Origin of the sequence: Chlorobaculum sp. 24CR, from assembly GCF_004118635.1 — a bacterium.
Lineage (GTDB): Bacteria > Bacteroidota > Chlorobiia > Chlorobiales > Chlorobiaceae > Chlorobaculum.
In genome coordinates this window covers 1-24286 of the sequence record NZ_SDGU01000061.1, presented here as the reverse complement: position 1 = coordinate 24286, position 24286 = coordinate 1, and the positions used below count along the sequence as shown (strand labels likewise).

General features: G+C 57.2%; 26 protein-coding genes. 15 read left to right on the top strand and 11 right to left on the bottom strand.

Features of this window, described 5'->3' with window-relative positions:
• Nucleotides 1-37: 37 nt before the first annotated feature.
• The 3 genes from EST62_RS10805 to EST62_RS10795 all read right to left on the bottom strand — a co-directional run bounded on the left by EST62_RS10805 (nt 38) and on the right by EST62_RS10795 (nt 2464).
• Entirely contained in the window at nt 38-1384 is a 1347-nt protein-coding gene (locus tag EST62_RS10805; protein WP_129052089.1) for a TolC family protein, read from the bottom strand.
• Nucleotides 1385-1633 (bottom strand): metal-sensitive transcriptional regulator, encoded by a 249-nt coding sequence (locus EST62_RS10800; RefSeq protein ID WP_129052088.1) that lies wholly within the window; start codon nt 1631-1633, stop codon nt 1385-1387.
• A 201-nt stretch (nt 1634-1834) separates the two neighbouring features.
• Entirely contained in the window at nt 1835-2464 is a 630-nt protein-coding gene (locus EST62_RS10795) for a DUF1997 domain-containing protein (protein ID WP_129052087.1), read from the bottom strand.
• Between the two features lie 379 nt (nt 2465-2843).
• On the opposite strand from EST62_RS10795, the gene EST62_RS13910 reads away from it, so the two are divergent.
• From EST62_RS13910 to EST62_RS10735, 12 genes are all read left to right on the top strand, one after another.
• The gene (locus EST62_RS13910) at nt 2844-2966 is read left to right on the top strand and encodes a hypothetical protein (protein ID WP_256372370.1); all 123 of its coding nucleotides are present in this window, start codon (nt 2844-2846) and stop codon (nt 2964-2966) included.
• 430 nt (nt 2967-3396) lie between these two features.
• Entirely contained in the window at nt 3397-3624 is a 228-nt protein-coding gene (locus tag EST62_RS10785; RefSeq protein ID WP_167599321.1) for a chlorosome envelope protein B, read from the top strand.
• A gap of 82 nt (nt 3625-3706) precedes the next feature.
• On the top strand, nt 3707-4723 hold the full coding sequence (locus tag EST62_RS10780) for an aminoglycoside phosphotransferase family protein (RefSeq protein WP_129052084.1): 1017 nt from the start codon (nt 3707-3709) through the stop codon (nt 4721-4723).
• Complete coding sequence (locus EST62_RS10775; RefSeq protein ID WP_129052083.1) at nt 4720-5649, top strand: sugar phosphate nucleotidyltransferase; 930 nt, start codon at nt 4720-4722, stop codon at nt 5647-5649. The genes EST62_RS10780 and EST62_RS10775 overlap by 4 nt, the downstream gene beginning before the upstream one ends.
• Nucleotides 5650-5676: 27 nt before the next feature.
• Complete coding sequence (locus EST62_RS10770) at nt 5677-6843, top strand: exo-beta-N-acetylmuramidase NamZ domain-containing protein (RefSeq protein ID WP_129052082.1); 1167 nt, start codon at nt 5677-5679, stop codon at nt 6841-6843.
• Nucleotides 6844-6905: 62 nt separating this feature from the next.
• Nucleotides 6906-8315 carry a sodium:solute symporter gene (locus EST62_RS10765; RefSeq protein ID WP_129052081.1) on the top strand — a complete coding sequence of 470 codons (1410 nt, stop codon included), beginning with the start codon at nt 6906-6908 and terminating at the stop codon, nt 8313-8315.
• A 122-nt stretch (nt 8316-8437) separates the two neighbouring features.
• Nucleotides 8438-8815: a response regulator gene (locus tag EST62_RS10760; protein WP_129052080.1), complete on the top strand. Its 378-nt coding sequence runs from the start codon at nt 8438-8440 to the stop codon at nt 8813-8815.
• A 65-nt stretch (nt 8816-8880) separates the two neighbouring features.
• Nucleotides 8881-10935 (top strand): PAS domain-containing sensor histidine kinase, encoded by a 2055-nt coding sequence (locus EST62_RS10755; protein ID WP_245153608.1) that lies wholly within the window; start codon nt 8881-8883, stop codon nt 10933-10935.
• Nucleotides 10932-11294: a response regulator gene (locus EST62_RS10750; protein WP_129052079.1), complete on the top strand. Its 363-nt coding sequence runs from the start codon at nt 10932-10934 to the stop codon at nt 11292-11294. The genes EST62_RS10755 and EST62_RS10750 overlap by 4 nt, the downstream gene beginning before the upstream one ends.
• Nucleotides 11295-11389: 95 nt before the next feature.
• On the top strand, nt 11390-11638 hold the full coding sequence (locus EST62_RS10745; protein ID WP_129052078.1) for a bacteriochlorophyll c-binding family protein: 249 nt from the start codon (nt 11390-11392) through the stop codon (nt 11636-11638).
• Nucleotides 11635-11835 (top strand): hypothetical protein, encoded by a 201-nt coding sequence (locus tag EST62_RS10740; protein ID WP_129052077.1) that lies wholly within the window; start codon nt 11635-11637, stop codon nt 11833-11835. The genes EST62_RS10745 and EST62_RS10740 overlap by 4 nt, the downstream gene beginning before the upstream one ends.
• A 19-nt stretch (nt 11836-11854) precedes the next feature.
• The gene (locus EST62_RS10735; RefSeq protein WP_129052076.1) at nt 11855-12220 is read left to right on the top strand and encodes a hypothetical protein; all 366 of its coding nucleotides are present in this window, start codon (nt 11855-11857) and stop codon (nt 12218-12220) included.
• Nucleotides 12221-12305: 85 nt separating this feature from the next.
• Here EST62_RS10735 and EST62_RS10730 read toward each other — a convergent pair whose 3' ends face one another.
• Nucleotides 12306-13007, bottom strand: a complete 702-nt coding sequence (locus EST62_RS10730) for an SDR family oxidoreductase (protein WP_129052075.1) — start codon at nt 13005-13007, stop codon at nt 12306-12308.
• A gap of 219 nt (nt 13008-13226) precedes the next feature.
• Here EST62_RS10730 and EST62_RS10725 point away from each other — a divergent pair, with 219 nt between their 5' ends.
• Both EST62_RS10725 and EST62_RS13540 read left to right on the top strand, forming a co-directional pair.
• The gene (locus EST62_RS10725; RefSeq protein WP_129052074.1) at nt 13227-14546 is read left to right on the top strand and encodes a pentapeptide repeat-containing protein; all 1320 of its coding nucleotides are present in this window, start codon (nt 13227-13229) and stop codon (nt 14544-14546) included.
• Nucleotides 14547-14571: 25 nt separating this feature from the next.
• Entirely contained in the window at nt 14572-14805 is a 234-nt protein-coding gene (locus EST62_RS13540; protein ID WP_167599320.1) for a DUF2439 domain-containing protein, read from the top strand.
• 22 nt (nt 14806-14827) lie between these two features.
• On the opposite strand, the gene EST62_RS10715 is transcribed toward EST62_RS13540, so the two are convergent.
• The 7 genes from EST62_RS10715 to EST62_RS10685 form a co-directional block, all read right to left on the bottom strand.
• Complete coding sequence (locus EST62_RS10715; RefSeq protein WP_167599319.1) at nt 14828-15130, bottom strand: hypothetical protein; 303 nt, start codon at nt 15128-15130, stop codon at nt 14828-14830.
• Nucleotides 15131-15285: 155 nt separating this feature from the next.
• A complete protein-coding gene (locus EST62_RS10710; RefSeq protein ID WP_129052072.1) occupies nt 15286-16470 on the bottom strand; it encodes a TRC40/GET3/ArsA family transport-energizing ATPase in 1185 nt (394 codons plus the stop codon).
• Between the two features lie 194 nt (nt 16471-16664).
• Entirely contained in the window at nt 16665-17324 is a 660-nt protein-coding gene (locus EST62_RS10705) for a PAS domain-containing protein (RefSeq protein ID WP_129052071.1), read from the bottom strand.
• 80 nt (nt 17325-17404) lie between these two features.
• Nucleotides 17405-18175 carry a DUF475 domain-containing protein gene (locus EST62_RS10700; protein ID WP_129052070.1) on the bottom strand — a complete coding sequence of 257 codons (771 nt, stop codon included), beginning with the start codon at nt 18173-18175 and terminating at the stop codon, nt 17405-17407.
• An 87-nt stretch (nt 18176-18262) separates the two neighbouring features.
• Nucleotides 18263-20176, bottom strand: a complete 1914-nt coding sequence (locus EST62_RS10695) for a potassium transporter Kup (protein WP_167599318.1) — start codon at nt 20174-20176, stop codon at nt 18263-18265.
• Between the two features lie 63 nt (nt 20177-20239).
• A complete protein-coding gene (locus EST62_RS10690; protein WP_167599317.1) occupies nt 20240-22159 on the bottom strand; it encodes a potassium transporter Kup in 1920 nt (639 codons plus the stop codon).
• Nucleotides 22160-22357: 198 nt separating this feature from the next.
• Nucleotides 22358-23329, bottom strand: a complete 972-nt coding sequence (locus EST62_RS10685; RefSeq protein ID WP_245153607.1) for a tetratricopeptide repeat protein — start codon at nt 23327-23329, stop codon at nt 22358-22360.
• Nucleotides 23330-23797: 468 nt separating this feature from the next.
• Here EST62_RS10685 and EST62_RS10680 point away from each other — a divergent pair, with 468 nt between their 5' ends.
• The gene (locus tag EST62_RS10680) at nt 23798-24262 is read left to right on the top strand and encodes a septal ring lytic transglycosylase RlpA family protein (protein ID WP_129052068.1); all 465 of its coding nucleotides are present in this window, start codon (nt 23798-23800) and stop codon (nt 24260-24262) included.
• The last annotated feature ends 24 nt before the right edge of the window (nt 24263-24286 follow it).

The window sequence follows — 24286 nt, the reverse complement described above, 5'->3', positions numbered from 1 at the left end:
CATGGTTTTCAGTTTTGCTGTCACGACTGAAAGCGGCTCAATGAGAGCTGTAATATTCAAGTTCGCTCTTGGCGATGCAGTAGTCGTACCGGGCCTGGTTGAGACGCATCTTCGCCCAGGTATAAGCCTGCTCGCGCATCAGGAGCTCGAAGGTCATGGCCATGCCGGTCTTGAACTGCTCGCCGATGAAGTCGAAGCTGACTTTGGCCGCTTCGAGCGATTTCTTCGTCAGGGCGATACGCTCGCGGGAGGTGACCAGAGCACGGCGGGCCATGTCGATCTCCATCTCGCTCTGCTCCTTGGCCGCCTGGTAGTTGTACTGCGCCTCAAGCGCCTGGGCTTTGGCCTCCTGCACCTTGCCTTTGGTGGCCATGCCGTCGAAGATGTTCCACTGCACATTCAGGCCAATCGTCCAGCTCGACCCCTCGGTGCCGAGAAAGCTGCTGTCGTGCCAGTTCTGCTGGGCGAAAGCGTTCACCCTCGGCAGGTACTGCGCGCGAGCCATGTCGTGCTGGTAGCCGGTGACCTCCCGGAAGGCTTCGAGCGCCTTGAGGTCGCTGCGTCCGTCAGCGCTTGCCGACGCCGCCGAAGCCGGAAGCCTCGAATCGACCTTCAGGTCGCCGACCGGCTGGACGGTGTCGTCCGGGCCGAGAGCGAGCATCGTGCGGAGCGCGTCCTGCGCATTGCGGATGGCGTCCTGAATCTGGAGCTTCTGGTCACGCAGTTCGGCAACCCTCACCTCAGTGGAGAGCTTGTCGGACTTGGTCACCAGACCGGCAGCGTAACCGCGCGCGGCCTCGCTGCTGTAGCGCTGCATGATGCCGATCGACTGCTCAGTGGCATCGAGATTCTTCTTGGCGAGAATGAGACCGTAAAAGGCCTTCTTGACATTCAGCTCGATATTCTCCGCCGCCCGGTCGGTCATAAAGCCCTGCGCCTTTCTTGCGCTCCGGGCCATCTTGCCGCCGATGATGGCGTCGCGGTTGAAGATCGGCTGCTGCACCTGAAGGCTGGTGTGGAAATCGGTGATCGCCGCCGGATGGTTGAGCTTGTCAACCGCGAAATCGCCCATATCCATCGTCATCAGATTGTAGTAAGCGCTCTCCTGCTGGAGCTTGCCCACCAGCACTGCGCCGGGATCGTTGGAGTGCAGCACGGTTTCGGAGAGCGTCACCTTCGGCAGGTAAGCCTGGCGGCTCTGCACGACTCGCGCGTCGGCCTGGTCGTTTTTGGCGCGGGCCGCCTTGAGCATGGTGTTCCGCTCGCGAGCGATCTTCAGGGCATCGTCGAGCGACAGTCTCATGGTGGCCGCGTCCGCCTGCGAACAGGTAGCGAGACCTGCCACGAGCAGGGCGAAAAACCTTTTGGTTGCCATCTTGGTCATCTATTTTTTCGATATGAGTTTGATAATCTTTTCCACGCTTCCCGAATCGTGACGGTTCAGGCAATTCTGCAAATTCCGGTTCAGCACGAGGGAAAAGGTGTTGTCGAGGGCCGCCTTGGCTGCCTGGAACTGGGTCACCACCTTGTCGCACTCCTCGCCGCCCTCGATCATCCTCGTCAAGGCCTGTATCTGGCCGTTGACCTTCTTGAGCCTGACGATTACATCGTCCATCCGGCATTCTTCGTTCATCGTCTGTCCCCTTTTCCCGCCCGAGCGGGAAAACCGTTTTAACTAACCTATACCCCGTTAGGGTATTGAAAGTACAAAAAAGGAATCCCTTGTGCAAACAGCCTGTTCTGGAACAAAGAGAAGAGAGGCGCAATGTGCTCACAAAAAAAGCCCGATAGAAAACAAAATCCATCGGGCTTACAAAGATGCGGTGAATCGGCCTCAGCGCTCAACCTTGCCGCCGGAAGCGTTCAGCTCGGCGGTGGTGCAGCAGAGGTCGGCCTGCACCTGGCAGAGCATGCTCTCGGTAGCCTGCTGCATGATTTTCGACATGATCGCCTCGGTCATGAACTTCAGAACGCCTTCCGGCATGAGGTTGAGCGGAAAGGAGAGTTCGAAGTCGAGCGTGATGTCGGTCTCGAAATGCACCTCGGTGCGATGGTCGTCGAGGTGGTAGAGGCAAATCCGCGTGTTGGCCTGTCCGACAAAGGTGTTCTTTTCATTCAGCAGTACATCGGGCGCTTTCGGGGCGTTGACCCACTGGATGCACCGGCCCGACACCGCGGAGTCGGGAAAGCTCTCCTCCGGAGAGACGGGACCAGCCGGAACCGTGCGCGAATCGTCGAGATGCTCCTCGTTCTGCGTCACGAAAAAGACCGCCGTGATAGGATTTTCACGCGGGTCATCGACCTGGAAAATCCACTGATAGACCCCGTGCTCCTTCAGGTACGTGACGCCGGTACAATAGGGATTACACTTGAGAATCCTGACATGATCGGAGAAATAGATCACCGAATCGTTCAGATGCGACTCGATGACCGCCTTGGCTCTGCTTTTTCCTATAACCTCCATGACAATAACACTCGCTTGATCGTGAAAGACGCTTCTATTTTATTTGTTGCGCGACTCGGTTACGGCGTTGGGTGGTGCTTGCTCATCCCGAAAGCTTTCAGGGTTCCGGCTTCTGCGCCCCATCGGCCTTGTCCTCGGGTCACTCAAGGACTAATAAATAGAGATGCCCTGTAATAAGTTTTGTAATTTTTTCAATGAACGCCGCCCAAAAACCAAGAGTTCCCCCTCTTTTTTCACCTGCCTGAGCCGCCGGATGGCGTTCAGGGGGCGTTCCGTCACGGGCAAATGGCTGTTGGAATGACGGTTTTTTGTTTATTTTGACCGCTTCAAAACCGCTTGCCGCTCAGGCAACTCCCGTGCAATTCATAAAGCATCGACCATGAACGATCCTTTCAACTATACAACGATTTTCGCTCCCCTCGGCTTCTTCATCGGCGGAATCATCCTCGTGCTCCTGCTCAACCGATTCATCGGCAAATCCCAGAACAAAAAAACAAACTGAATGCGCTCTGGCGCGTGAAGACAAGCAGGCATGCCTGCACGGATTTTCACGAATAGAGAACAACGGATCGTTTCCCTGCCATGGCAAATGCCTGACCGTCCCCGCCACCGTTGCGCCATCACGTGGCTTGCTGCGGCGCAACGATACCGTGCCGGAAAACCAAGGCGAACCGCGGCGGCATCTGTCGCAATTTGGCAAGGTTAGACGCATCCGGGTTTACCGGATAAAAAAATGCGCCGGTTTCACCCCCGCCGGAGACACCCGTCTGCGCAGGAGTTGAATACTTAACGGATTGTCAACACCTTTTTACGTTCCCACCCTTGCGCAACTGTTTAAAATATATTAGCTTTATTTCATTATCACGAAAGCCTGCCATCGTGCGGAGAATTTCTCTTATGTGCTTTCTAACAACTCAAAACATATACACATCATGTCAAACGGATCAAACATCGATGTCTCGGGCGCCATCAACACCCTCACCGAGACCTTCGGCAAACTCTTCCAGATGCAGGTTGACGTTGCCAACAACGTCCTGAAAGCAATGGCTGACGTTGCAGAGCCTCTCGGCAAGACCGCTACCGACCTGGTCAGCAACTTCGCTGGCGCCGCCACCCAGGTTCTCCAGAGCGTATCTTCCGCGATCGCACCGAAGAAGTAAGGCATACCGCCTGACCTCAAGCACCTTATGCGTATGTGTAAGGTGCTTTTTTTTTAGGCTCCGCATCCACCCGTCACGCCACATGGAACTCCCTGAATCGATCCGACTCCTCTTTCCGCCCGAAGAACGGGCCCGACTCGACCTCAGCACCATCAAGGGCGACGCCTCGAACCGTCAGTACTTCAGAGTCACTGGCCCAGGCGGCGCGTCGGTTGTCTGCGCTGATCCGGCATTCCGCGACGCCGCGCCGGAAAACTACCCGTTCCTCGTCGTCCGCGACCTCTTCGCCCGCCACGGAATCCGCGTGCCGGAGCTGCTCGGCATGGCCCACGAACGCGGCCTGTTGCTTCTCGAAGATTGCGGCGACCTGATGATGCAAGACGAAATACCGATGCTCGACCGCAACCGGCTTGCGGCTCGCTACCGCCAGATCATCGACCTGCTCGTGCGCATCCAGTCGATCCGCCCGGACGAAAAAACGCCGGACACGGCGATTCCCTTTTCGCTCGCTTTCGACGAGGAGAAGCTCATGTTCGAGTTCGACTTCTTCATCGAACACGCCCTGAACGGCTACTTCAGGGGCCGACTCGACGGTCGCGCCATCGCCGAGCTTCGCGGCGAGTTCCTCGCCATCGCCCGGCTGCTGGTGCTGCCGGAGCATTTCGTGCTGAACCACCGCGACTTCCACAGCCGCAACATCATGCTCTTCCGCGACGAACCGGTCGTCATCGACTTCCAGGACGCCCGCCTCGGCCTGCCGCAGTACGACGCCGTGTCGCTTCTGCGCGACTCCTACGTCCGGCTCGACGCCAGCCTGGTCGATGAGCTGAAGCGCTACCACTTTGAGCAGCTTGTCCGCCATGAGCTGACGGCGATGGAGTGGACGGAATACCTCCGGCTGTTCGACCTGATGGCGTTCCAGCGCAACGTCAAGGCGGTCGGCACCTTTTGCTACCAGACCACCGTCATCGGCAACCGCGCTTTCGAGCCGTGCATCGCGCCGACCCTCGGCTACCTGCGCTCCTCCATCGCGGCCCGCCCCGAACTGGCCGCGGCGGGCCGCCTGCTCGAACCGCTCATTCCCGGAACTTCGCGATGAACGCCTTCGTCCTCGCCGCCGGGTTCGGCACCCGCCTGCAGCCGCTGACCGACGCGACGCCCAAGCCGCTCGTGCCGGTGCTGAACGTGCCGAGCCTCTGCTACTCGCTCTTTCTGCTCAAGGAGGCGGGCATCCGAAAGGCGATCATCAACATTCACCACCATCCGGAGCAGTTGCGAGACTTTTTCGACCGGCACGATTTCGGCAGCCTCGAAATCGTGCTCTCGGAGGAGCGAGAAATTCTCGGCACGGGCGGTGGGCTGAAGCGCTGCGAAACGTTGCTCGGCGGCGATGATTTCGTGCTCATCAACAGCGACATCATCAGCAACATGAACCTGCGCGCGCTCATCGACGCGCACCGGCGCTCCGGCTGCGGTGGCACGCTCGCGCTCTACGAAACGCCGCTTGCCGCCGGAATCGGCCACATCGGCCTGCGCGATGGACGGGTGCTCGACTTCCGGAACCAGCGCGGCACCGGCCTCTCGTCATCGTTCATCTACACGGGAACCGCCGTGTTCAGCCCGGCGATCTTCCGGCATCTGAAAGCGGAGTATTCGGGCATCGTCGATACCGGATTCCACGGGCTGGTGGACAACGAAGGACTCGCCTTTTTCGAGCACCGTGGATTGTGGCAGGATATTGGCACCGTGCCCAACTTTTACTGCGCGAACCTCGACGATAATTTGCGTATTCTTCAGCTTGCGGAGCGCATGAAGCGTGCAATCGGCTTTTTTCCCCGCATGATTTCGGAAAATGCGTCGATCAGCCCCGATGCCCGCGTCGAAAATTCGGTGGTCAGCGCGAACTGCGCGATAGCCGCCGGAGCCGCCGTGGAGCACTCGGTGCTCCTGCCCGGCGCGACCGTCGAGAGCGGCGAGACGCTCCGAAACACAATTGCCGCGCCCGGCATTCGCATTCCGCTTTGAACTCCTGACAGCGCAAACAGCAACGGCATGGTCATCAACGGTCTCGACATCCTCCTCCGGAATCCCGAAATGCTGAAGAACCGGCGCGTCGGCCTGATCGCCAACCAGACCTCGGTATCGGCAACGCTCGACTATTCGTGGACGCTCCTGCGCCGCGCCGACGTGGGGCTCGCGAGAATCTTCTCGCCGGAGCACGGTCTGTTCGCCGTCGAGCAGGATCAAGTCGCCGTCACGCGCCAGCCCGACACCGGCTGCCAGATCGTGAGCCTCTACGGCCAGAGCGAGCAGTCGCTCGCCCCGGCCCGCGAGCTGCTCGAAGGACTCGACCTCGTGCTCTTCGACATTCAGGATGTCGGCTCGCGCTACTACACCTACCTCAACACGCTGGCGCTCTTCATGGAGGCCGCTTCGGGACTCGACATCGAAGTCATGGTGCTCGACCGCCCGAACCCGCTCGGCGGCGCGACGGTCGAGGGGCCGCTGCTCGACCCGGCGTTTCACTCCTTCGTCGGCGTCATGCCGACGCCGGTGCGCCACGGCCTGACCGCCGGAGAGATCGCCCACTTCTGGCGCGACTACAAAAAGCTCGATCTCAACCTGAGCGTCATTGCGATGCAGGGCTGGTCGCGCCAGATGCTCTTCCCCGACACCGGCCTGCCGTGGGTGCCGCCCTCGCCGAACATGCCGTCGTTCGAGACGGCGGAGGTCTATCCAGGCATGTGCCTCTTCGAGGGGCTGAACGTCTCGGAGGGGCGCGGCGCGACCACGCCCTTCCTGCTCTCCGGCGCGCCCTTCGTCGATCCGGAAGCGCTTGCCGCGCGGCTCGCCTCGATGCCGCTCGAAGGGGTGGCGTTCCGCCCGACCTGGTTCCGCCCGACCTTCCACAAGTACGCAGGCAAAGCAATTGGCGGCATTTATCTGCACGTCACCGACCACGACCGCTTCCGCCCCTTCGCGACCGGCGTCGCCATGACCTGCGCCCTGCGCGAACTCTGGCCGGAGCAGCTCGAATTTCTGGAGAGCGAGTACGAGTTCCGGGACGACATCCCGGCCTTCGACCTGCTTGCCGGAAGCTCGGCGATCCGCTCGATGATCCTCGGCAGCGCTCCGGCGGAAAGCGTCATCGCTTCGTGGGGAAAGGACGAGGCGGCGTTCGCGGCGATCAAACCCAACTTCCATCTGTACAACTCGTGAACCGATTGCCCGCCAGACCTCTCGTCCAGCGCGACGGCAGGTCGTAAATTTTCCTGATCCCGATGCAACCTCTCGATTACGCCATCATCATCCTCTTTCTGGCGGCCAGTATGCTGTTCGGCCTCTTGCAGGGCCGGAGCAACCGTCAGACCTCCGACTATTTCCTCGGCGGCCATAAGCTACCGTGGTTCGCCGTGATGCTCTCCATCGTGGCCACCGAAACCTCGGTGCTGACCTTCGTGAGTGTGCCCGGCCTGGCTTACCGGGGCGACTGGACGTTTCTGCAACTCTCGTTCGGCTACATCGTCGGGCGGATTCTGGTCAGCTTCATTTTGCTGCCCGTCTATTTCAAGCACGGCGTCACCTCGATCTACGAAGTGATCGGCATGAGGTTCGGCCACGGCATCCAGAAAACCGCTTCGGTCATCTTTCTCGTGACGCGGATTCTCGGCGACGGCATCCGGTTTCTGGCGACCGGCGTGGTGGTGCAGGCAGTCACCGGCTGGCCGCTCTCTGTCTCGGTGCTGGTCATCGGCATCGTCACGCTCGTCTATACGATTTCGGGAGGGCTGAAAACCGTCGTGTGGCTCGACAGCATCCAGTTCGGCCTGTATCTCGGCGGCGGCGTCATCGCCATTGCGTTCATCCTCGCTCGCCTCGACGCGCCGTTGCCCGATCTTCTCGCGCCGCTCCTCGCCGCAGGAAAACTGCGGATCATCGACGCCGACCCGAACATCTTCACCAACCCGCTCTCGCTGGTCAGCGCATTCTCCGGCGGCGTGCTGCTCTCGCTCTCGTCGCACGGCGTCGATTACCTGATGGTGCAGCGAGTGCTCGGCTGCGACGGGCTCGGCTCGGCCCGCAAGGCGATGATCGCCAGCGGCGTGTTCGTGCTCTTCCAGTTCGCGCTCTTCCTCTTGGCGGGTTCGCTCATCTACGTCTTTTTCCACGGAGCGCCGCTGGTCAAAGACCGTGAGTTCACCGTCTTCATCGTCCAGTCGCTGCCCGCCGGTCTCAAAGGCCTGCTGCTGGCGGGAATCCTTTCCGCCGCCATGTCCACCCTCGCCTCGTCGATCAATTCGCTGGCCGCATCGACCGTCACCGACCTCATGAAGGGCAAGGCGTCGCTCAACGCATCGCGCCTCATCAGCGTCGGCTGGGCGGCGGTGCTGATCGGCATCGCGCTCGTGTTCAACGAGAACGACAAAGCCATCGTCATGCTCGGCCTCGAAATCGCCTCCTTCACCTACGGCGGCCTGCTCGGCCTCTTCCTGCTCTCGAAAAGCAGCAGGCAGTACCGCTCCGCAAGCCTCATCGCAGGACTCGTGGCCAGCATGGCGGTGGTGTTCCTGCTCAAATTTCTCGGTCTGGCATGGACGTGGTACATTGCCGTTTCAGTCACGGTCAATCTCGTAACGACGGCTGGCGTCGAGGCGCTGCTTCCCGGCAGGGACTCTTTCGAGCGGGAGTAAACTTTTTTGCAAACAAAGCTGTATCTTGTGAGCATATATTTCCGGCAATAACCCGCGTCCCCGCCCATGCCGCGACGATACAGGAACAGGGATTCTGAACAACATCGAACAGACGACGGAGCATGAAAACCAACGCCCCTATCCTGGTCATCGAAGATGAGGAAGATATCCGGCAGATGATCTGCGACATTCTCGAAGAGGATGGTTACAGCACATTTCAGGCATCCAACGGCATCGAAGGGTTGCTGCTCCTCAGAAAAACTCCCGACATCCGCATAGTCATCACCGACCTGTTGATGCCGGAAAAAGAGGGTATCGCCCTGATAAGCGAGATCAGGAAAGATTTTCCCTGGATCAGAATTGTGGCCATATCGGGCGGAGGCATCTGCATTCCGGAAAACTATCTCAACCGGGCCAAGGCCGTCGGAGCCGACGCAACGCTGTGCAAGCCGTTTGAAAGCTGCGAGCTGTTGAGCATTATCGACGAGCTGAACCGATAGGCCGGTTTGGCGCGATTTAAACTATCAGCCAACTGCACCAAGCACCAAGCAACAACCTTTCAGTAATGGACAGTCACAAACCGGACTTACCGGTATGCGCTGAAAACAGGATGCCCGAAGGGGGCGTCGAGGCGCTTGAAAAGAAGATCGCCATGCTCGAAAGCAGGGCCTCGATAGCCGAACAGCGAGCCAAGACTCTGGCGACGGTCCTCGAATCGGCCCGCGCCGGATCATGGGAGTGGGATGTCGAAAACGGAACGATCCGCATCGACCGCCAATGGTTGACCATCACCGGTCTCGCCGACACAGAAGCCGATACGATGACCGTCGAACAGTGGCGCGAGCTGTGCCACCCGGACGATCTCGGACAGCTCACCAGTTCGATGGGGGAGTTTCTGGACAGCGAGGCGGAGTTTCTGGAGCTTGAATTGCGGGTGCGCCACGGACAGGACGAATGGATTCGGGTGCTCGATCGCGGCAAGGTCAGCGAGCGGAACCGGACTGGCAACCCGTTGCGCCTCGCCGGCGTCCGGCTGGCTCTCGCGGCGCAAACCGGCACGGAAGTCGAGGAGAAAATGCGGACGCTCATCGACAACATCCCGGCGGCCATTTACCATATCGACACTTCAGGCAAAACCAGCATTCACTCCCAACCGCCCGCATGTCTGAAAGCTCTCGCCTCAGAACATCGCGGAACGACCATGTTCGACACCATCTCGATGATCCACCCTGAAGATCGGCAGATAGTCGCCGACACCTACCGGAAACTCAAGGAACAAAAGCAGTCCCAAACGCTGGTGTACCGCATTGTCACTCCGGATGGCAAACTCCGGTGGATCGAAGATCACATGAGATCGTTTTTCTCGAACGAAGGCTTCTTCGCGGGAATCGACGGCATTCTGTGCGACATCAGCGACCGGATATCCACGCAGGAAGAAAAGCGCAGGATTGAATCGCAGTTGCGCAAATCGCAGCGGCTTGAAACCATCGGCACCCTTGCTGGCGGTATCGCTCACGATTTCAACAACATCCTCACGCCGATTCTCGGTTACGCCGAAATGGGGCTCGCCAGTATCGGCGACGATGACCCGATGCATGAATATTTCGGGGAGATCATGCAGGCCGCCGAACGGGCGCAAAAACTGGTCTCGCAAATCCTGACCTTCAGCAAGGCCGAAGAGGGCAAGGCGGTACCGGTGAGCATGCAGGAGGTCATTGACGAAGCGATCCAGTTGCTGCGGCCATCGCTGCCATCGACGATTTCCATCGAAGAACAGATCGACAATTCGTGCCGCACGGTTCTTGCCGACCCGACCCAGATGCACCAGGTCGTCGTCAATCTCTGCACCAACGCCTTCCATGCAATGGAAGAGAACGGCGGGGTCCTGAAAATCGGCCTCAGAGAGATCAGCTCCGGAAGCGGAATGCCGCCAATCGTACCGAAACTGCCCAATGGCGACTATGCCGAACTCTCCATTTCCGATACGGGAACCGGCATGGATGACTCAACCGTAGAGCGTATTTTCGAGCCTTTTTTCACGACCAAATCGATCGAAAAAGGCGCCGGACTCGGCCTGTCGGTCGTTCATGGCATTGTCACCGCATCCAACGGCCAGCTCAGCGTCAAAAGCGACCAGGGCAAAGGCTCTACCATCCACGTCTGGCTGCCGGTTATCGACAACAAAGCCGGAGCCAAGCCGGAGGAAAAACCGCAGCCGGCCACATATGAAGCCAGTGTTCTCTTTATCGACGACGAACCCGCGGCGGTCAACATGGTCACGATCATGATGACCAAACTCGGCTACAACATCCAGGCCGAAAAATCTCCTGCCGAAGCCCTGAAACTTTTCAAAGAAAAACCGGACCGGTTCGATCTGGTCATCACCGACCTGACCATGCCCGAAATGACCGGAATCCAGTTGACCAGCGAGATTCACAAAATTTCTCCTTCGATTCCGGTGATTCTGATGACCGGATACGGAAAAATAATCGATCACGACACGCCCTTGCGGCATTACGGTATCAACCGCCTGCTGAAAAAACCGGTCAAGCTCGCCCAGCTTGCATCGGCGGTCAACGAAGTTCTCTCATCAACAAACAATCCCCCTAAAGAATTATGAAAATTCTCGTTATCGACGACGATCCATCTGTCAGGAAGTTTATAGCCACAACGCTGAAAAAGGAAAACTACCTGGTATCCGAAGCGGAAAACGGCGCTGAAGGGCTACAAAAACTTCAGCAGGAGCGAGACATAGCCATTATCATCACCGACCTTATCATGCCCGAAAAAGAGGGTATCGAAACGATCATGGAGATTCGCAGAATCAATCCCGCGCTGAAAATTCTGGCCATTTCGGGTGGAGGGAAAGCCGGCCCCGAAAACTTCCTGCTGCTTGCCGATGCCGTCGGAGCCAATGCCACGCTCAAAAAGCCCTTCGGCGGCCAGGAACTGCTCATGTGCCTGCGCATGTTGGCCTGACTGATAAAACACCGACAAATCGCTGTTGCGCCGGTATGTTATTTTTTTTAACTTGGGTTAAATTATGACCATTCAATAACAAGGAATTTTTCACCATGAACAACCCGACCGGAGCATTCGTCCAGGGAGCTGAAGCCTATGGCAGGTTTCTTGAGGTATTTATCGATGGCCACTGGTGGGTAGTCGGTGACGCCCTTGAAAATATTGGCAAAACAACCAAAAGGCTTGGCGCGAATGCCTACCCGCATCTTTATGGCGGCAGCGCGGGACTGAAAGGTTCCTCTCCGAGGTATTCCGGCTACGCCACGCCGTCGAAAGAGGTGAAAAACAGATTCGAGGAGTGAACCTCTTCACCGGTTTTGAAACAAAAAAAGGGCTGCGCAGCCCTTTTTTTGTTTTTCCCTCTTCCCGCCTTTTGAAGGGTTATGCGCAAATGAGTACATTTTTCAGAGTAACCCGCGATGCCGATGTTTCACGGTGCTTTGTTTTTTTTCTGAAAGCGCCGGGCGGGAATCAAAACATCAAGGTTTCAACCCAATAGCAAAAAAGGAGAGAGCATTATGGCAGAAGAGGTAAAAAAAGCCCCCGAAACCACGGAAAAAATCGACACCATGAAGTCATTCGACTTCGCGGTAAAAAGCATGACCGAACTCGGCGTCAACCAGCTCAATCTGGTCTCTGAAACCATCCAGTCTGCATTGCCCGCAGTCACCAATGCAGCGCAAAGCGTCAGCGACACGGTTTCCGCTTCGGTCAAATCCATTACCGAAGCCGCCACACCCATCACCGGAGCATTGGGCGAACTCGGAGGCGCAGTCGTCAACATGGCTGGAGCCGTGGCCAGCTCGGCTATTTCGGTCGTCCAGAACGGAGTCACTGCCGCGGCAAACGCCGTCAGCGGAATCCTTCCGGCAAAGAAGGCCTGAGACGCTCATCCGCGATTGCCAACCACCTGCCGTACCGGGGCCTCGACAGCTCGAAGCTCCGGCAGGCGGCCCTCCCGCGGACCAGCTATTCCAACAGCTTGTCGAAATAGCCCGCGAGCGACTGCTGCGGTTCGGGAGCTTCGATAATCACCTCGAAGGTTTTGTTGGCCGCCTTTTCGACCCACAGCGACAGCACGGCAAGCTCGGCCACGTCCGAGCGGTTCATCCAGCCGTTCCACAAGTGGTCGCCCTGCTCGACATGCAGCCGGTGCTGAAGCGGCTCGCCATCCCTGAGGCCGCCGGGACGGATAATCGTGTACGAGCGCCCTTCTGAACCAAAGGTTTTCCGCAAATGCTCCTCGGCAGCAAGTTTCATGCCGAGCACGCCACCGAACAGGTTGAGCGGATGAAACCACTTGGTCACGGCGATGGAACTGACCATCGCGACATGCCTCACCCCAGCTTTGGCGGCCTGATCGATCAGCCTGATCGCGCCGTCGCGGTCAACCTCCGATGGCGAGGCCTCTCCGCTTATCGACGAGGAGCCAAGCGCGGAGATGACCCCGTCGCAGCCGCTGACCGCCCGCCGGATCGCCTCGGCGTCCTGGATTTTTCCCGTGACCACCTCAACGCCATCGCCGAACATGCTCCTTGCTTTCTCCCCGGATCGCACAAAAACCCTGACCGGCACACCATAATGCAGCAAGCGCTTGACGACCCAATTGCCGGTTTTGCCCGTAGCTCCGGTCACGAGCACTTTCTTTCCATATCCCGATTTTTCAGTCATAATTCCGTTTATCTTTTTTTTCCAAATTGCTACTCTCCAAAGAAAACCATTTTTACCCGCACTCTGTTTCCGGCATGGTTTTTCAGAACAGGCGTCATCAATCAAGGCCCCGCTGGACTCTCTCGCTTTTTCATTACCTTGATACATCGCAGGCCGTGGTCACACCGAACCGCTCGCGGCCCGTTCAACTGTTTTTCATGCACCACACAACACCGCACCATGAAAACTCATCGCCATGCCGTTCCGGCAATCATCCTTGCACTCACGCTCTCCGCCTCACCCGCTGCCCAAGCCTACAACCGCGACCAACTGAAGCTGCTCCAGAAAAGCGTCGCCGAGTGGAACGCCATGCGCAGCCGACAGCCGGAGCTTCCCATCGACCTCTCCAAAGCCAACCTCGAAGATACCAATCTCAAGGGGGCGAATCTGTCGAAGGCCAATCTCTCAAAAGCTGACCTCAGCGGCGCGGCGCTCGACAAAGCTAATCTCGAAGGCGCGAACCTCTCGATGACCTACCTGAAAAAAACCGGCATGAAAGAGGTCAACGCCAATCGCGCCTGGATGGCCGGGGCGAACCTGAACGGCGCGTTCCTGAAGGACGCTTCGCTGAAGGCGGCCAATCTCGCAGGCGCGAACCTCCGGTGGGCAAAGATGGGTGGCGCTGACCTGGAGCAGGCAAACCTCAAGAATGCGGTGCTGTTTGAAGCCGGTTTCGATGGAGCGAACCTCAAGGGCGTACGGTTCAACAATGCGCGCTTCCTCGGAAACGCAACCTTCAGGGACGCGACCTTCTCGAACAATACCATCCTGCCATCGGGCGAACCGGCTACGCGAAGCTGGGCGATGATGCGCGACGCCCGCTTCTCGAAGGAAGCGCCCGCCTTGCCGCCGGAGCTGGCGCCGCCGCCCGTAGCCTCGCCGGTCATCATTCCCGAAAACATGCCCGCCGGAAGTTCGCAAGCTGTTCCGGCGCAACCTGCCCCCGATGTGCGGGAGGTCGAGGAGTGGAATGCGATGCGGCAGAACAATCCCGAAGCGAAAATCGAGATGAGCGAGGAGAAGCTCGGCCACGCCGAACTTGGCGGCGTCGATCTGAGAAAAGCCTCGCTCTCCAAATCCGATTTCGAGCGAGCCAACCTCGACAAGGCCAATCTGGCCGGAGCCGACCTGAAGGGCGTCAATCTCCAGAGAGCCGACCTGAAAGAGGCGAACCTGAAGGAGGCGAACCTCGAAGGCGCGAACCTCGACCGGGCATACCTGAAAAATGCCGACCTTTCCGGTACGAATCTCAAGGGGGCGATGCTTTACGGGGCGATGCTCTACGGGGCGAATCTGGATGGTGCGAAGCTCACCAATGCCTCGCTGTTCGACGCAAATCTGGAAAAAGCTTCGCTGAAAGGGGCCGACCTGGGCGGAGCAACCCTGATCGGCGCGAACCTGACCGATGCAATAATTTCTCCGGCCACCATCACGCCTTCAGGCAAAAAAGCGACGCGAAGCTGGGCAACGCTCAACAACGCCGTTTTCACCGACAAATAACCGGCGGCGCAACGCCGAACCGATCATGGCTAACATTCTTGTCGCGAGCTACTACAGCCGCTGGGACCTGGCTGAACACAATGGCAGAATCGCGCTGTACGATTCAAGCAACCAGCTCATCGAAAACCATCTGTTCACGAACCCTGGCGAGTTCCAGGTGGTGGCGAGTATGCTGCGGCATGAAAAACCGCTCTGGTTCGATACGGAGGCCAAACACCTCCGCACCGGATCAGAGCCGGTTGGCGAATGGGAAAATTAAGCAGAAGGAGAACACCCCCCGTTCAAAACGAAAAGCGGTGTTCCGGTTCAGTTGGAAAACGCTTCCTGTGAAAAAGCTGCTGCAAGGGGTGGGCTTTGCTGATATTTGGGTCGTTGACCGGCAGAAGGTGCTTTTTTCCCGTGCGGGTAACCACCTCGATCGTGCCGTCGCCGTTGACGGAGGTCACTTTCCAAAACTTGTCCACCACATAGTGGTAATGCTCGCCATGTTCGAGGGCATAGACCTGCCTCGCTCTCGGACCTGGCGACACGGAGCTTTTCGGCTTGTGATAAATGATTGAATCACCGACCCTGAATTGCATCATTTCCCCTCCCTTCCGTTGACGAAACGGCATATAGACTTTTATACAAAACAATTGTTATCGTGAGTGTATAAAAAAAATCAAACAAACTCTACACTTTTTTCATCCCGGAGCGCGGTGAGGCTTTTTTTTCTGCGCCGATCCGGGGCCGACCGCATTCACGGAAGTCTTTCCGAAAAACCGATGACCAGCCGGTCGCCCTCCCGCCGCGCGCCCGTAGTTCTGAGCGTAGCCAGCGACTGCGGCAGCACCATGTTCCTCCGGTGGTTGCCGATCCTGATGTTCAGCTCGTCGCCACTCTTGCTCAACTGAACCGACTCGTCCGGAAGAGCGGGCAGCAGCAGTTCGAGATCGAATCCTCCCGCCGTCTGCTTGATCTGATAGGGATTCTGTCGGAAATAAACCTGTGAAGGGTCCTCGTCGCCGTAGAGCATCTCCTTGAGTTTTTCGAGGGTCGCAAGCCCGCAAATCTCGCGGGTGTAGAGCGGCACCTCCTTAACGGGCAGCGGACTGAAGCTGTCGATGATCTCCTGTCGGTAAATTTTCTGATTCTCTTTCCAGTACTGAAAATAGGGGTCTGTCACTTCATCGGGAATGATTCTGTTCGACACGACCATGTCGATGGAGATGTTGTAGAGGCTGAGATAGGCCTGCGCCCGCAGCGACTCCTTGATGACCATCTTTTCGGGATTGGTGACCAGGCGCACCGAGGTGACGCTGTTGTCGGTCAGAATCCGGCCGAGCGCCTCGATCTGTTCGTAAAACTCATAGGGCAGATCCATCATCTCCTTGTCGGGCAGCGAAAAACCGGCAAGTGGCTTGAAAATCGGTTCAACGAGCGGCCTCAGATAGACGGCCACCTTTTCGAGCGGCTTGTACAGCCGCCTCATGTACCAGCCGCCCACTTCCGGAATGCTCAACAGACGCAGGGCGGTTCCTGTCGGCGCGGAGTCGATAATCAGCACGTCGTAATCGCCCTCCTTGTGGTGGCGGAAGACCCTGACCAGCCCGAAAATCTCATCCATGCCGGGCAGGATGGAGAGCTCTTCGGCCTGGACGCCGTCCAAGCCACGGGCCTGAAGCACCTCGGTCATGTAGCGCTTGACGCTGCCCCAGTTCTGTTCGAGCTCTTCGAGCACATCAAGTTCAGCGCCCCAGAGATTTTCGCAAACCTTGCGAGGCTCATGGCCAAGCGGCACATCGAAACTGTCGGCAAGCGAGTGGGCCGGATCGGTGCTCAGCACCAGAGTTTTGTGTCCCAGCTCGGCGCAACGCAGGCCGGTGGCCGCCGCCGTGGAGGTTTTGCCTACTCCGCCTTTTCCTGTCATGAGAATCAAACGCATACAAACTCCCGTTTTTCTTATCAAACCACAGGATAAAGCAGTTTGTTCTCTTAACCCTCTTGCTCCATCCGGCAAAGGAAAAACAACTCGAATCAGCGCAGCATAAAAAAGCCTCTCTGCCGCGCGGGCAAGAGAGGCCTGAAGTGTATCGCCGTTATCCGGAAAATCGTGCATTCCGGACGTTCCGAAACCGGTCAGAAAAGCTGGTTGTCAGTTTTGCGCAGAATCATGGCGTACTCGTTTTGATCGGTCATCGGTTTTCTTTTGACCGAAAGGCTCCACTCGACATTCAACCAGGCGCCATCACCGCTCCTGAAACGCGAATAGAACATCAGCACCGCCTCATGAGGCTTCTGGCGCTCAAGCGCGTTCTTGAAGTGCAGATAATCGTCCGGATGAAGAATCTCCGAAAGCGAAACTCCGGCAAGCGAACCCGGCGCGAAACCGAGGAATTTCTCGATCGAACTGCTCAGATCAACAATCTTCTCCTCATCGTCGAGTACGGCATAGGCCTCGATAGCCGGCTTGAGCCGCTCCTCGAACCTGCCGATGTGCATGCGCACCTGCCGGAGCAGATTGTCGATATCCATCCGGTAGCGGGAGAGCGCCAAGGCGTCGCTGATAGGGCTGACCTGCTCTCCGACAGCATGACCGGTGAGAATCCAGTCGATATCGGCGCCATCCTTTTCAAGCCGCTCAAGCATCTTTTTTCCCGGCAGGCACTTGCCCTTGAGGTACGGGGTCATCTGCGCCGGGTACTTGATGCCTACCGCCCGGCAGAAGGCGTTGACCGAGCCGTGCTTTTTCAGGATATAATTTCTGAGTCGATGATTGAATCCGCTATGTGCATTCATGATGATCGAGAATAAAGAGCTTTTGAAAATTTGTGATCAAAGGGAATTACTGCTTCGGAAAGCAACAAACATATCGTTTCTCATCCTCCGCTCTCCTTTGCCGGCACATTGAACAAGGTGCTGGTAATAACCGGAACCAGAAAAATGGTCACGGTTATGAGCGACATGACAAGATCGACCTGGTGTCCTTCGAGATATCCGTCAATGGCCATGCCCGGCCAGAGATGCTCGAAAAAGGAGAAGACAAGCCTCGCGCCAAGAACAGCAAGCACGATATAGGAGCAAGTCTCCAGAAACGCATACTCTTCCATCAACCGTATAAAGCCATAAGCGACAAAACGCATGGAGAGAATACCGATGAAAACGCCGGTACAAACCAGAATGAGATTATCCGTGAAGGCAACCGCCGCAAAAACATTGTCTATAGAAAAAGCCATATCCATGATCTCGACAAACAACACGGTTGCCCAGAACGGCCCGATGCGACCCGAAACAAACCGGTAGAGGCGATTGTTGCGCTTTTCGGTATTCATCTCCCCCGCATCCCTTGCGCCCCGGCTGTTCCACCAGCTCCAGACCAGGTAAAGAAGATAGAGTCCGCCAAAAGGCTTGAGCCACCAGATGCTGACCAGAGAAGCGGCAAAAACAAGGAAAAGACCTCTGAAAAGATAAGCGCCGAAAATACCGTACCTCAACGCAGCAGGACGATCTTTGCGGGGCAGGTCAAGAACCATGGTTGCAAGCACGGCGGCATTGTCCACCGACAAGAGAGCCTCGATGACGATGAGGTTGAAAATAACAAGCAATGATGCCACCGGGTGGCCAACGATGTGCTGGACAAGTTCTTGCATCGAGATACTGAAAGCGCTTTCCCGTTTCTATATGCCAATGTACATAATACTATATAGAAAACAAATAAAACTGGGGAAAATGCAGTATCAAATCTGCACCTGTACGCCTATCTCGATCACCTGTCCGGAGGGAAGATCGTAGTAATCCGTGGCGCTCAGCGCATTGCGAGCCATGAGCGCGAACAGCTTTTTTCGCCAGTTGCTCATTTTCGACTTCATGCCGGTCACGATCTTTTCGCGGTTCAGGAAGTAGCTGATCGCCTCGGTCCTGAAATGCATCCCCTGCTGATTGGCCAGGGCGAGCACCTGCCGGATATTCGGGTACTCCATGAAACCATATCGGGCGGTGATCTTGTACATGCCGTAGCTGAGCTGGACAACCTCCACTTTTTTGCTGTTCGGAACCCTCGGCGTACGCTCGGTTGAAAAGTTGAGCAGGCCGACCTCGGAGTGAAGAATCTTGTTGTGCCGCATGTTGTGCAACAAGGCCATCGGCACCACGTCAGGGTTGGCCGTCAGATAAATCGCCTGCCCTTTGACCCGCTGCGGCTGCTGAATGGCGAGGCTTTCAACAAACTCGCCGATGGTGAGCGTTCGATCAGCGATCTGCTTTTGCAGCAACCTCCGCCCCTGCTTCCAGGTCAACATGAGGGTGAACAGTGCAAACCCGATCACCAGAGGAAACCACGCCCCATGAAACAGCTTGCTGACGCTGGCCCCGAAAAACGACAGGTCGATCACCATGAACAGGCCCATCAGAAGATTGAGCGGAACGGGCTTCCAGTTCCAGAGGTCACGTGCGACATAGTAGAACAGCACCGCCGAAATCAGCATGGTAGCCGTCACGGCCACGCCATACGCCGAGGCCAGGCGACTCGAAGAGCCGAAGCCCGCCACCAGCGCGATGGTCGAGAACATCAGCGCCCAGTTGGCCGCCGGAACGTAAATCTGGCCGATATGACTGGCCGAAGTGTGCCGCACGGTAAGGCGCGGAATGTAGCCGAGCTGGATGCCCTGCTGGGTCAGCGAAAAGACCCCCGTGATAAGCGCCTGCGAGGCGATGATGGTCGCGAGCGTCGCCAGAATGACCATCGGAATAATGCCCCATGACGGTACCAGCGCATAGAAAGGATTGTATGACTTTTCAGGCTCGGAGAGCAGCACCGCCCCCTGTCCAAAGTAGTTCATCAAGAGTGCGGGTAACACCAGCACCAGCCAGGTCAGCCGGATCGGGCGTTTGCCGAAGTGGCCCATATCGGCGTACAGCGCCTCCGCGCCGGTCACGGCCAGGAAGACAGCGCCAAGCACCAGAAAGCCCTTGGAGTGGTTGTTGACGAGAAACTCGATGCCGTACCAGGGAAAAACCGCCCTGAGAATGGCCGGATATTTGACGATCTCGACCAGGCCGCACAGCCCGATAGCGATGAACCAGAGAAGAATGACCGGCCCGAAAAAGGAGCCGACCTTGGCCGTGCCGTGATGCTGGAACAGAAACAACCCGGCAAGAATGACGATGGTCACGGGAATCACCAGCGGAGTGAAACCGGGCGCGACGATCTGGATGCCCTCGACGGCGCTGAGCACCGAGATCGACGGCGTAATCATGCCGTCGCCATAGAGCAGCGCCGCGCCAAACAGACCGAGACTGACCAGCACCCACCGCTCGCTCCGGCTCTTCTTGCTGTGGGAAATAATCAGGGAGGTCAGCGCGAGAACGCCGCCCTCGCCCTCGTTGTCGGCCTTCATGATGAAGGTCAGGTATTTGAGCGTAACGATGAGCAGGATTGACCAGATCAGAAGCGAAAGCACACCGAGCACATTGGGCATCGTAACCGGAATGCTGTACTCGCCATGAAAACACTCACGGATCGCATAGAGAGGGCTGGTGCCGATGTCGCCGAACACCACGCCAAGCGCAGCCAGCGACAAAGAGGCAAGGTGCTTCAGATCGGAGCGGCCAGAAAGCGAAGACCCGTGAGAATCTTCCGATGTTGTTGACATAGCGAAGGTATGTCTTGTTACGTAAGCCTTTCGGATTTCAAAAAAAGCTCAACCCGATACCGTTCAAATCTGCACCTGTACGCCAATTTCGATCACCTGTCCGGACGGCAGATCATAGTATGAGGTGGCGCTGAGCGCGTTGCGAGCCATGAGCGCGAACAACTTTTTCCGCCAGTTGCTCATTTTCGATTTCATGCCGGTCACGATTTTTTCCCGGTTAAGGAAATAGCTGATCGCGTCGGTCCTGAAGTTCATGCCCTGCTGGTTTGCCAGGGCCAGCACCTGCCGGATGTTGGGATACTCCATGAAGCCGTACCGGGCGATAATCTTGTACATGCCGTAACTGAGCTGAATAACCTCCACCTTCTTGCTGTTCGGTACCCTCGGCACCCGCTCGGTCGAAAAGTTGAGCAACCCGACCTCGGAATGCAGAATCTTGTTGTGACGCATGTTGTGCAACAGAGCCATCGGCACCACGTCCGGATTGGCCGTCATGTAGATCGCCTGCCCCTTCACCCGGTGAGGCTGCTGCAATGCGAGACTTTCGACGAATTCGTTGACCGTGAGCGTGCGATCCTGTATCTGCCTGAGCAGCAGCGCCCGCCCCTTCTTCCAGGTCATCATAAGCATGAACAGGCTCAGGCCCATCACCAGCGGGAACCACGCCCCATGAAACAGCTTGCTCATGCTCGCGCCGAAAAAGGAGAGATCGATCACGAGGAACATACCCAACAGGCCAAACGAGGCGAATGGACTCCAGTTCCACATGTGCCTTGAAACGAAGAAAAACAGGATCGTCGAGATCAGCATCGTGGTGGTCATCGACGCGCCATAAGCGGCCGCAAGGCTGCTCGACGTTCTGAAGCCGAGCACCAGACCGATGGTGGCGATCATCAACCCCCAGTTGGCCGCCGGAACGTAAATCTGCCCGATATGGCTGGCGGAGGTGTGGCGGATCGTCAACCGCGGCAGGTAGCCAAGCTGAATGGCCTGCTGCGTCAGCGAGTAGAGTCCGGTGATGAGCGCTTGCGAGGCGATAACCGTGGCGAACGTCGCCAAGAGCACCATCGGAATCAGCGCCCATGACGGCACCAGCGCGTAGAAGGGGTGGTCAGACGCCGCCGGATTGGCCAGCAGCAACGCGCCTTGCCCGAAATAGTTCAAGAGCAGGGCGGGAAGCACGAACAGCGCCCAGGTCAGCCGGATCGGACGCCTGCCGAAATGACCCATATCGGCGTACAGCGCTTCTGCGCCGGTCACGGCCAGGAAAACCGCGCCGAGCACCGTGAAACCGTGAACCTGGTTGTTCAGCAGAAATTGGATACCGTGCCAGGGAAAGAAGGCGTGAAGAATCTGGGGATACTCTAAAATTTTAACCACACCAAGCACGCCAAGCACGAAAAACCAGGTCAGAATGATAGGGCCGAAGAGCGCGCCGAGCCGAGCCGTGCCGTGGTGCTGAAACAGAAACAGGGCCGCGAGGATGGCGACGGTCACCGGAATGACCAGATCCGAGAATGCGGGCGCGATCACCTGAAGCCCCTCGACGGCGCTGAGCACCGAGATAGCCGGCGTTATCATCGCCTCCCCGCACAGCACCGACGCGCCGAACAGCCCGATGCCGACCAGAAACCACCGCTCACTCTTGTCCTTCTTGCTGTGCGAAATGATGAGGGCGGTCAGAGCGAGAATACCGCCCTCGCCTTCGTTGTCGGCCTTCATGATGAAAGTGAGATACTTGAGCGTGACGATCAAGAGCAGCGACCAAACCAAGAGCGACAGCACTCCGAGTACGTTTGGCGTCGTTACGGGAATGCTGAATTCGCCATGGAAACACTCCCGGATCGCATAGAGCGGACTGGTGCCAATATCACCGAACACCACACCAAGCGCGGCGAGCGACAAGGTTGCAAGACGCTTGAAATCAGTATCGCTGGAGTGAGAATGAGAAGATAAATGAGAATCTTCGGATGTCGTCGGCATAGGCAGGAAAAGTCTTGTTAGCGCAAAGAATTCATTCAAAAAAACCGGTTACGGCTGCTGAATCCCCCTCGCTTGAGAAACGCCTGACATGGCTTGGAAGCTCGATTGATGACAAAGGATTTCATGTGCTTCAGATAATCAAGTCGAAGGAATATACACATTCACCCTCAATTGCAAACACCCGCCTCCGGGCGTGCTTCATGGCGGCGCTCCACCGGAAACCGTCATCTCCCGAAGCACCTCGTCAGCCAAAGAATCGCCTAGCGCCGAAGCCCGCCGGAGATCTTCGGTGGCCCCCTGCCGGTCACCGGCGAGCTTCCGGACGACCCCCCGGTTATACCAGCCCGTGGCGTCTTGCGGAGATGCCGATATGACGAGGCTCAAATCTTCAAGAGCACCGTTATAATCTCCAAGGGAGAGTCTGGCAAAAGCCCGATTGTTTCGCGCCGCAAGCATTCCGGGATCGAGCACCAGCGCCTTCGAGTAATCATCGACGGCCTCCCGGGCCGCTCCGGTCGCCACATGCGCGTTGCCCAGATTGTACCAGGCAACCTTGTAACGCGGATCGATCCGGACCGCCTCGCCGTAATCGGCAACCGCACCGCCGAGATCGCCGACAAGATTTCTGGCAAGGCCGCGATTGTTGTACGCGCCGGCAAGCGCCGGATCAAGTTCGATAGCCCTGCTGAAATCGGCGATAGCCAGCAGATACGCCTGCATCGACATCCTGAGTGTGCCGCGATTGTTATACAACTGCGCCATATCGGGCCGGATGGCTATCGCGCGCGTCATATCGGCAATGGCTTCCGCAAACCTGCCAAGAGCCGCCTGGCTGAATCCGCGATTATTGTATGCGCTGAATGAACGGGGATCGAGGCTTATGGTTTTGGTGTAATCGGCAAGAGCGCCCTTCAGATCGCCAATTGAACCACGGGCAAGGCCCCGGTTGTAATAAGCATCCACATTGCGCGGCTCCAGGCGTATGGCGCGACTGAAATCATCGATTGCCTCGCGGTACTCCCCGGCAAGCCCCTTCCGTATGCCCTCTTCTATCAGGTCGTCGGCAGGCCCGGCGGCATGGGCAACCGAAGTGGCCAACAGCAGATACACGGCCACCAGCATAAAGCGGGCCGCCTGCTTGCAGGCATGCCCTGTGCGTTTGTTTTCCACGTGCTGAAGCTGCTGAAAATGATCGATCCGGGCGTTTCCGTCAGAGTGACTTCAACAGCCCGCGTCGCTTAAAAGCTTCCCGAAAGCAGTGCGCAAAATCCGGGCATCACCGATCCGCAATACGTTAATCACGCGCATAACCGCAACAGATCACAACGCAAACCCGAAACATTTTTGCCATTCTTTTATTCAAAACAGCCTCCCGGCCAAGCAAAAAAAACCGGCGAAGGGAAAGAGGTAAAAACAATAATTAAAGCAACTTAACAAATAATCAGAAACCATTATAGCGTACCGGGATCAGGTAAAACAACGGGATTTCGCACTTTAAAAACCTTTTTATTATATTAGCCCACGAGTTAATTACCGTAAAACAAAACAGCGCTCTACCAAAGGCACTCCCATGAAAGAAACCGAAACCATACGCACCATCAGACCCGGTAGCCGCGCGTTAACCAGTAGTATGCGATTATGAAAAAACCCTTTACCCAGTACTGTCGCCTTGCATTGGCATTATCACTCATCATATCAGCCTCTCCGTTCAGCGCTCTTGCCAGCCAAAACGGAGCCATAAACCACACCATTTCTCAGAAAAGCAGCTCATCCCGGAGCACAGCAAAGCCTCGTCCCAACGGTGACCGGTTCATGGTCGCTGTCGGAAGGGCCTCTTTTTACGCCAGCAGATTCCACGGAAGGACAACGGCAAACGGCGAAACCTTCGACATGAAAGAGTTTACCGCCGCCCACCGCTCGCTTCCATTCGGAACCATCGTGCGGGTAACCAACCTCAACAACGGGAAAATGGTCTTCGTCAAGATCAACGACCGCGGCCCCTACGTCAAAAACCGGATCATCGACCTCTCGAAAGCCGCCGCCAAACAGCTCGACCTCGTGGACTCCGGCGTCGGCAGAGTCAAGATCGAAGCGTATAACTAAGCGCACCGCCCCAGACGTTTATCC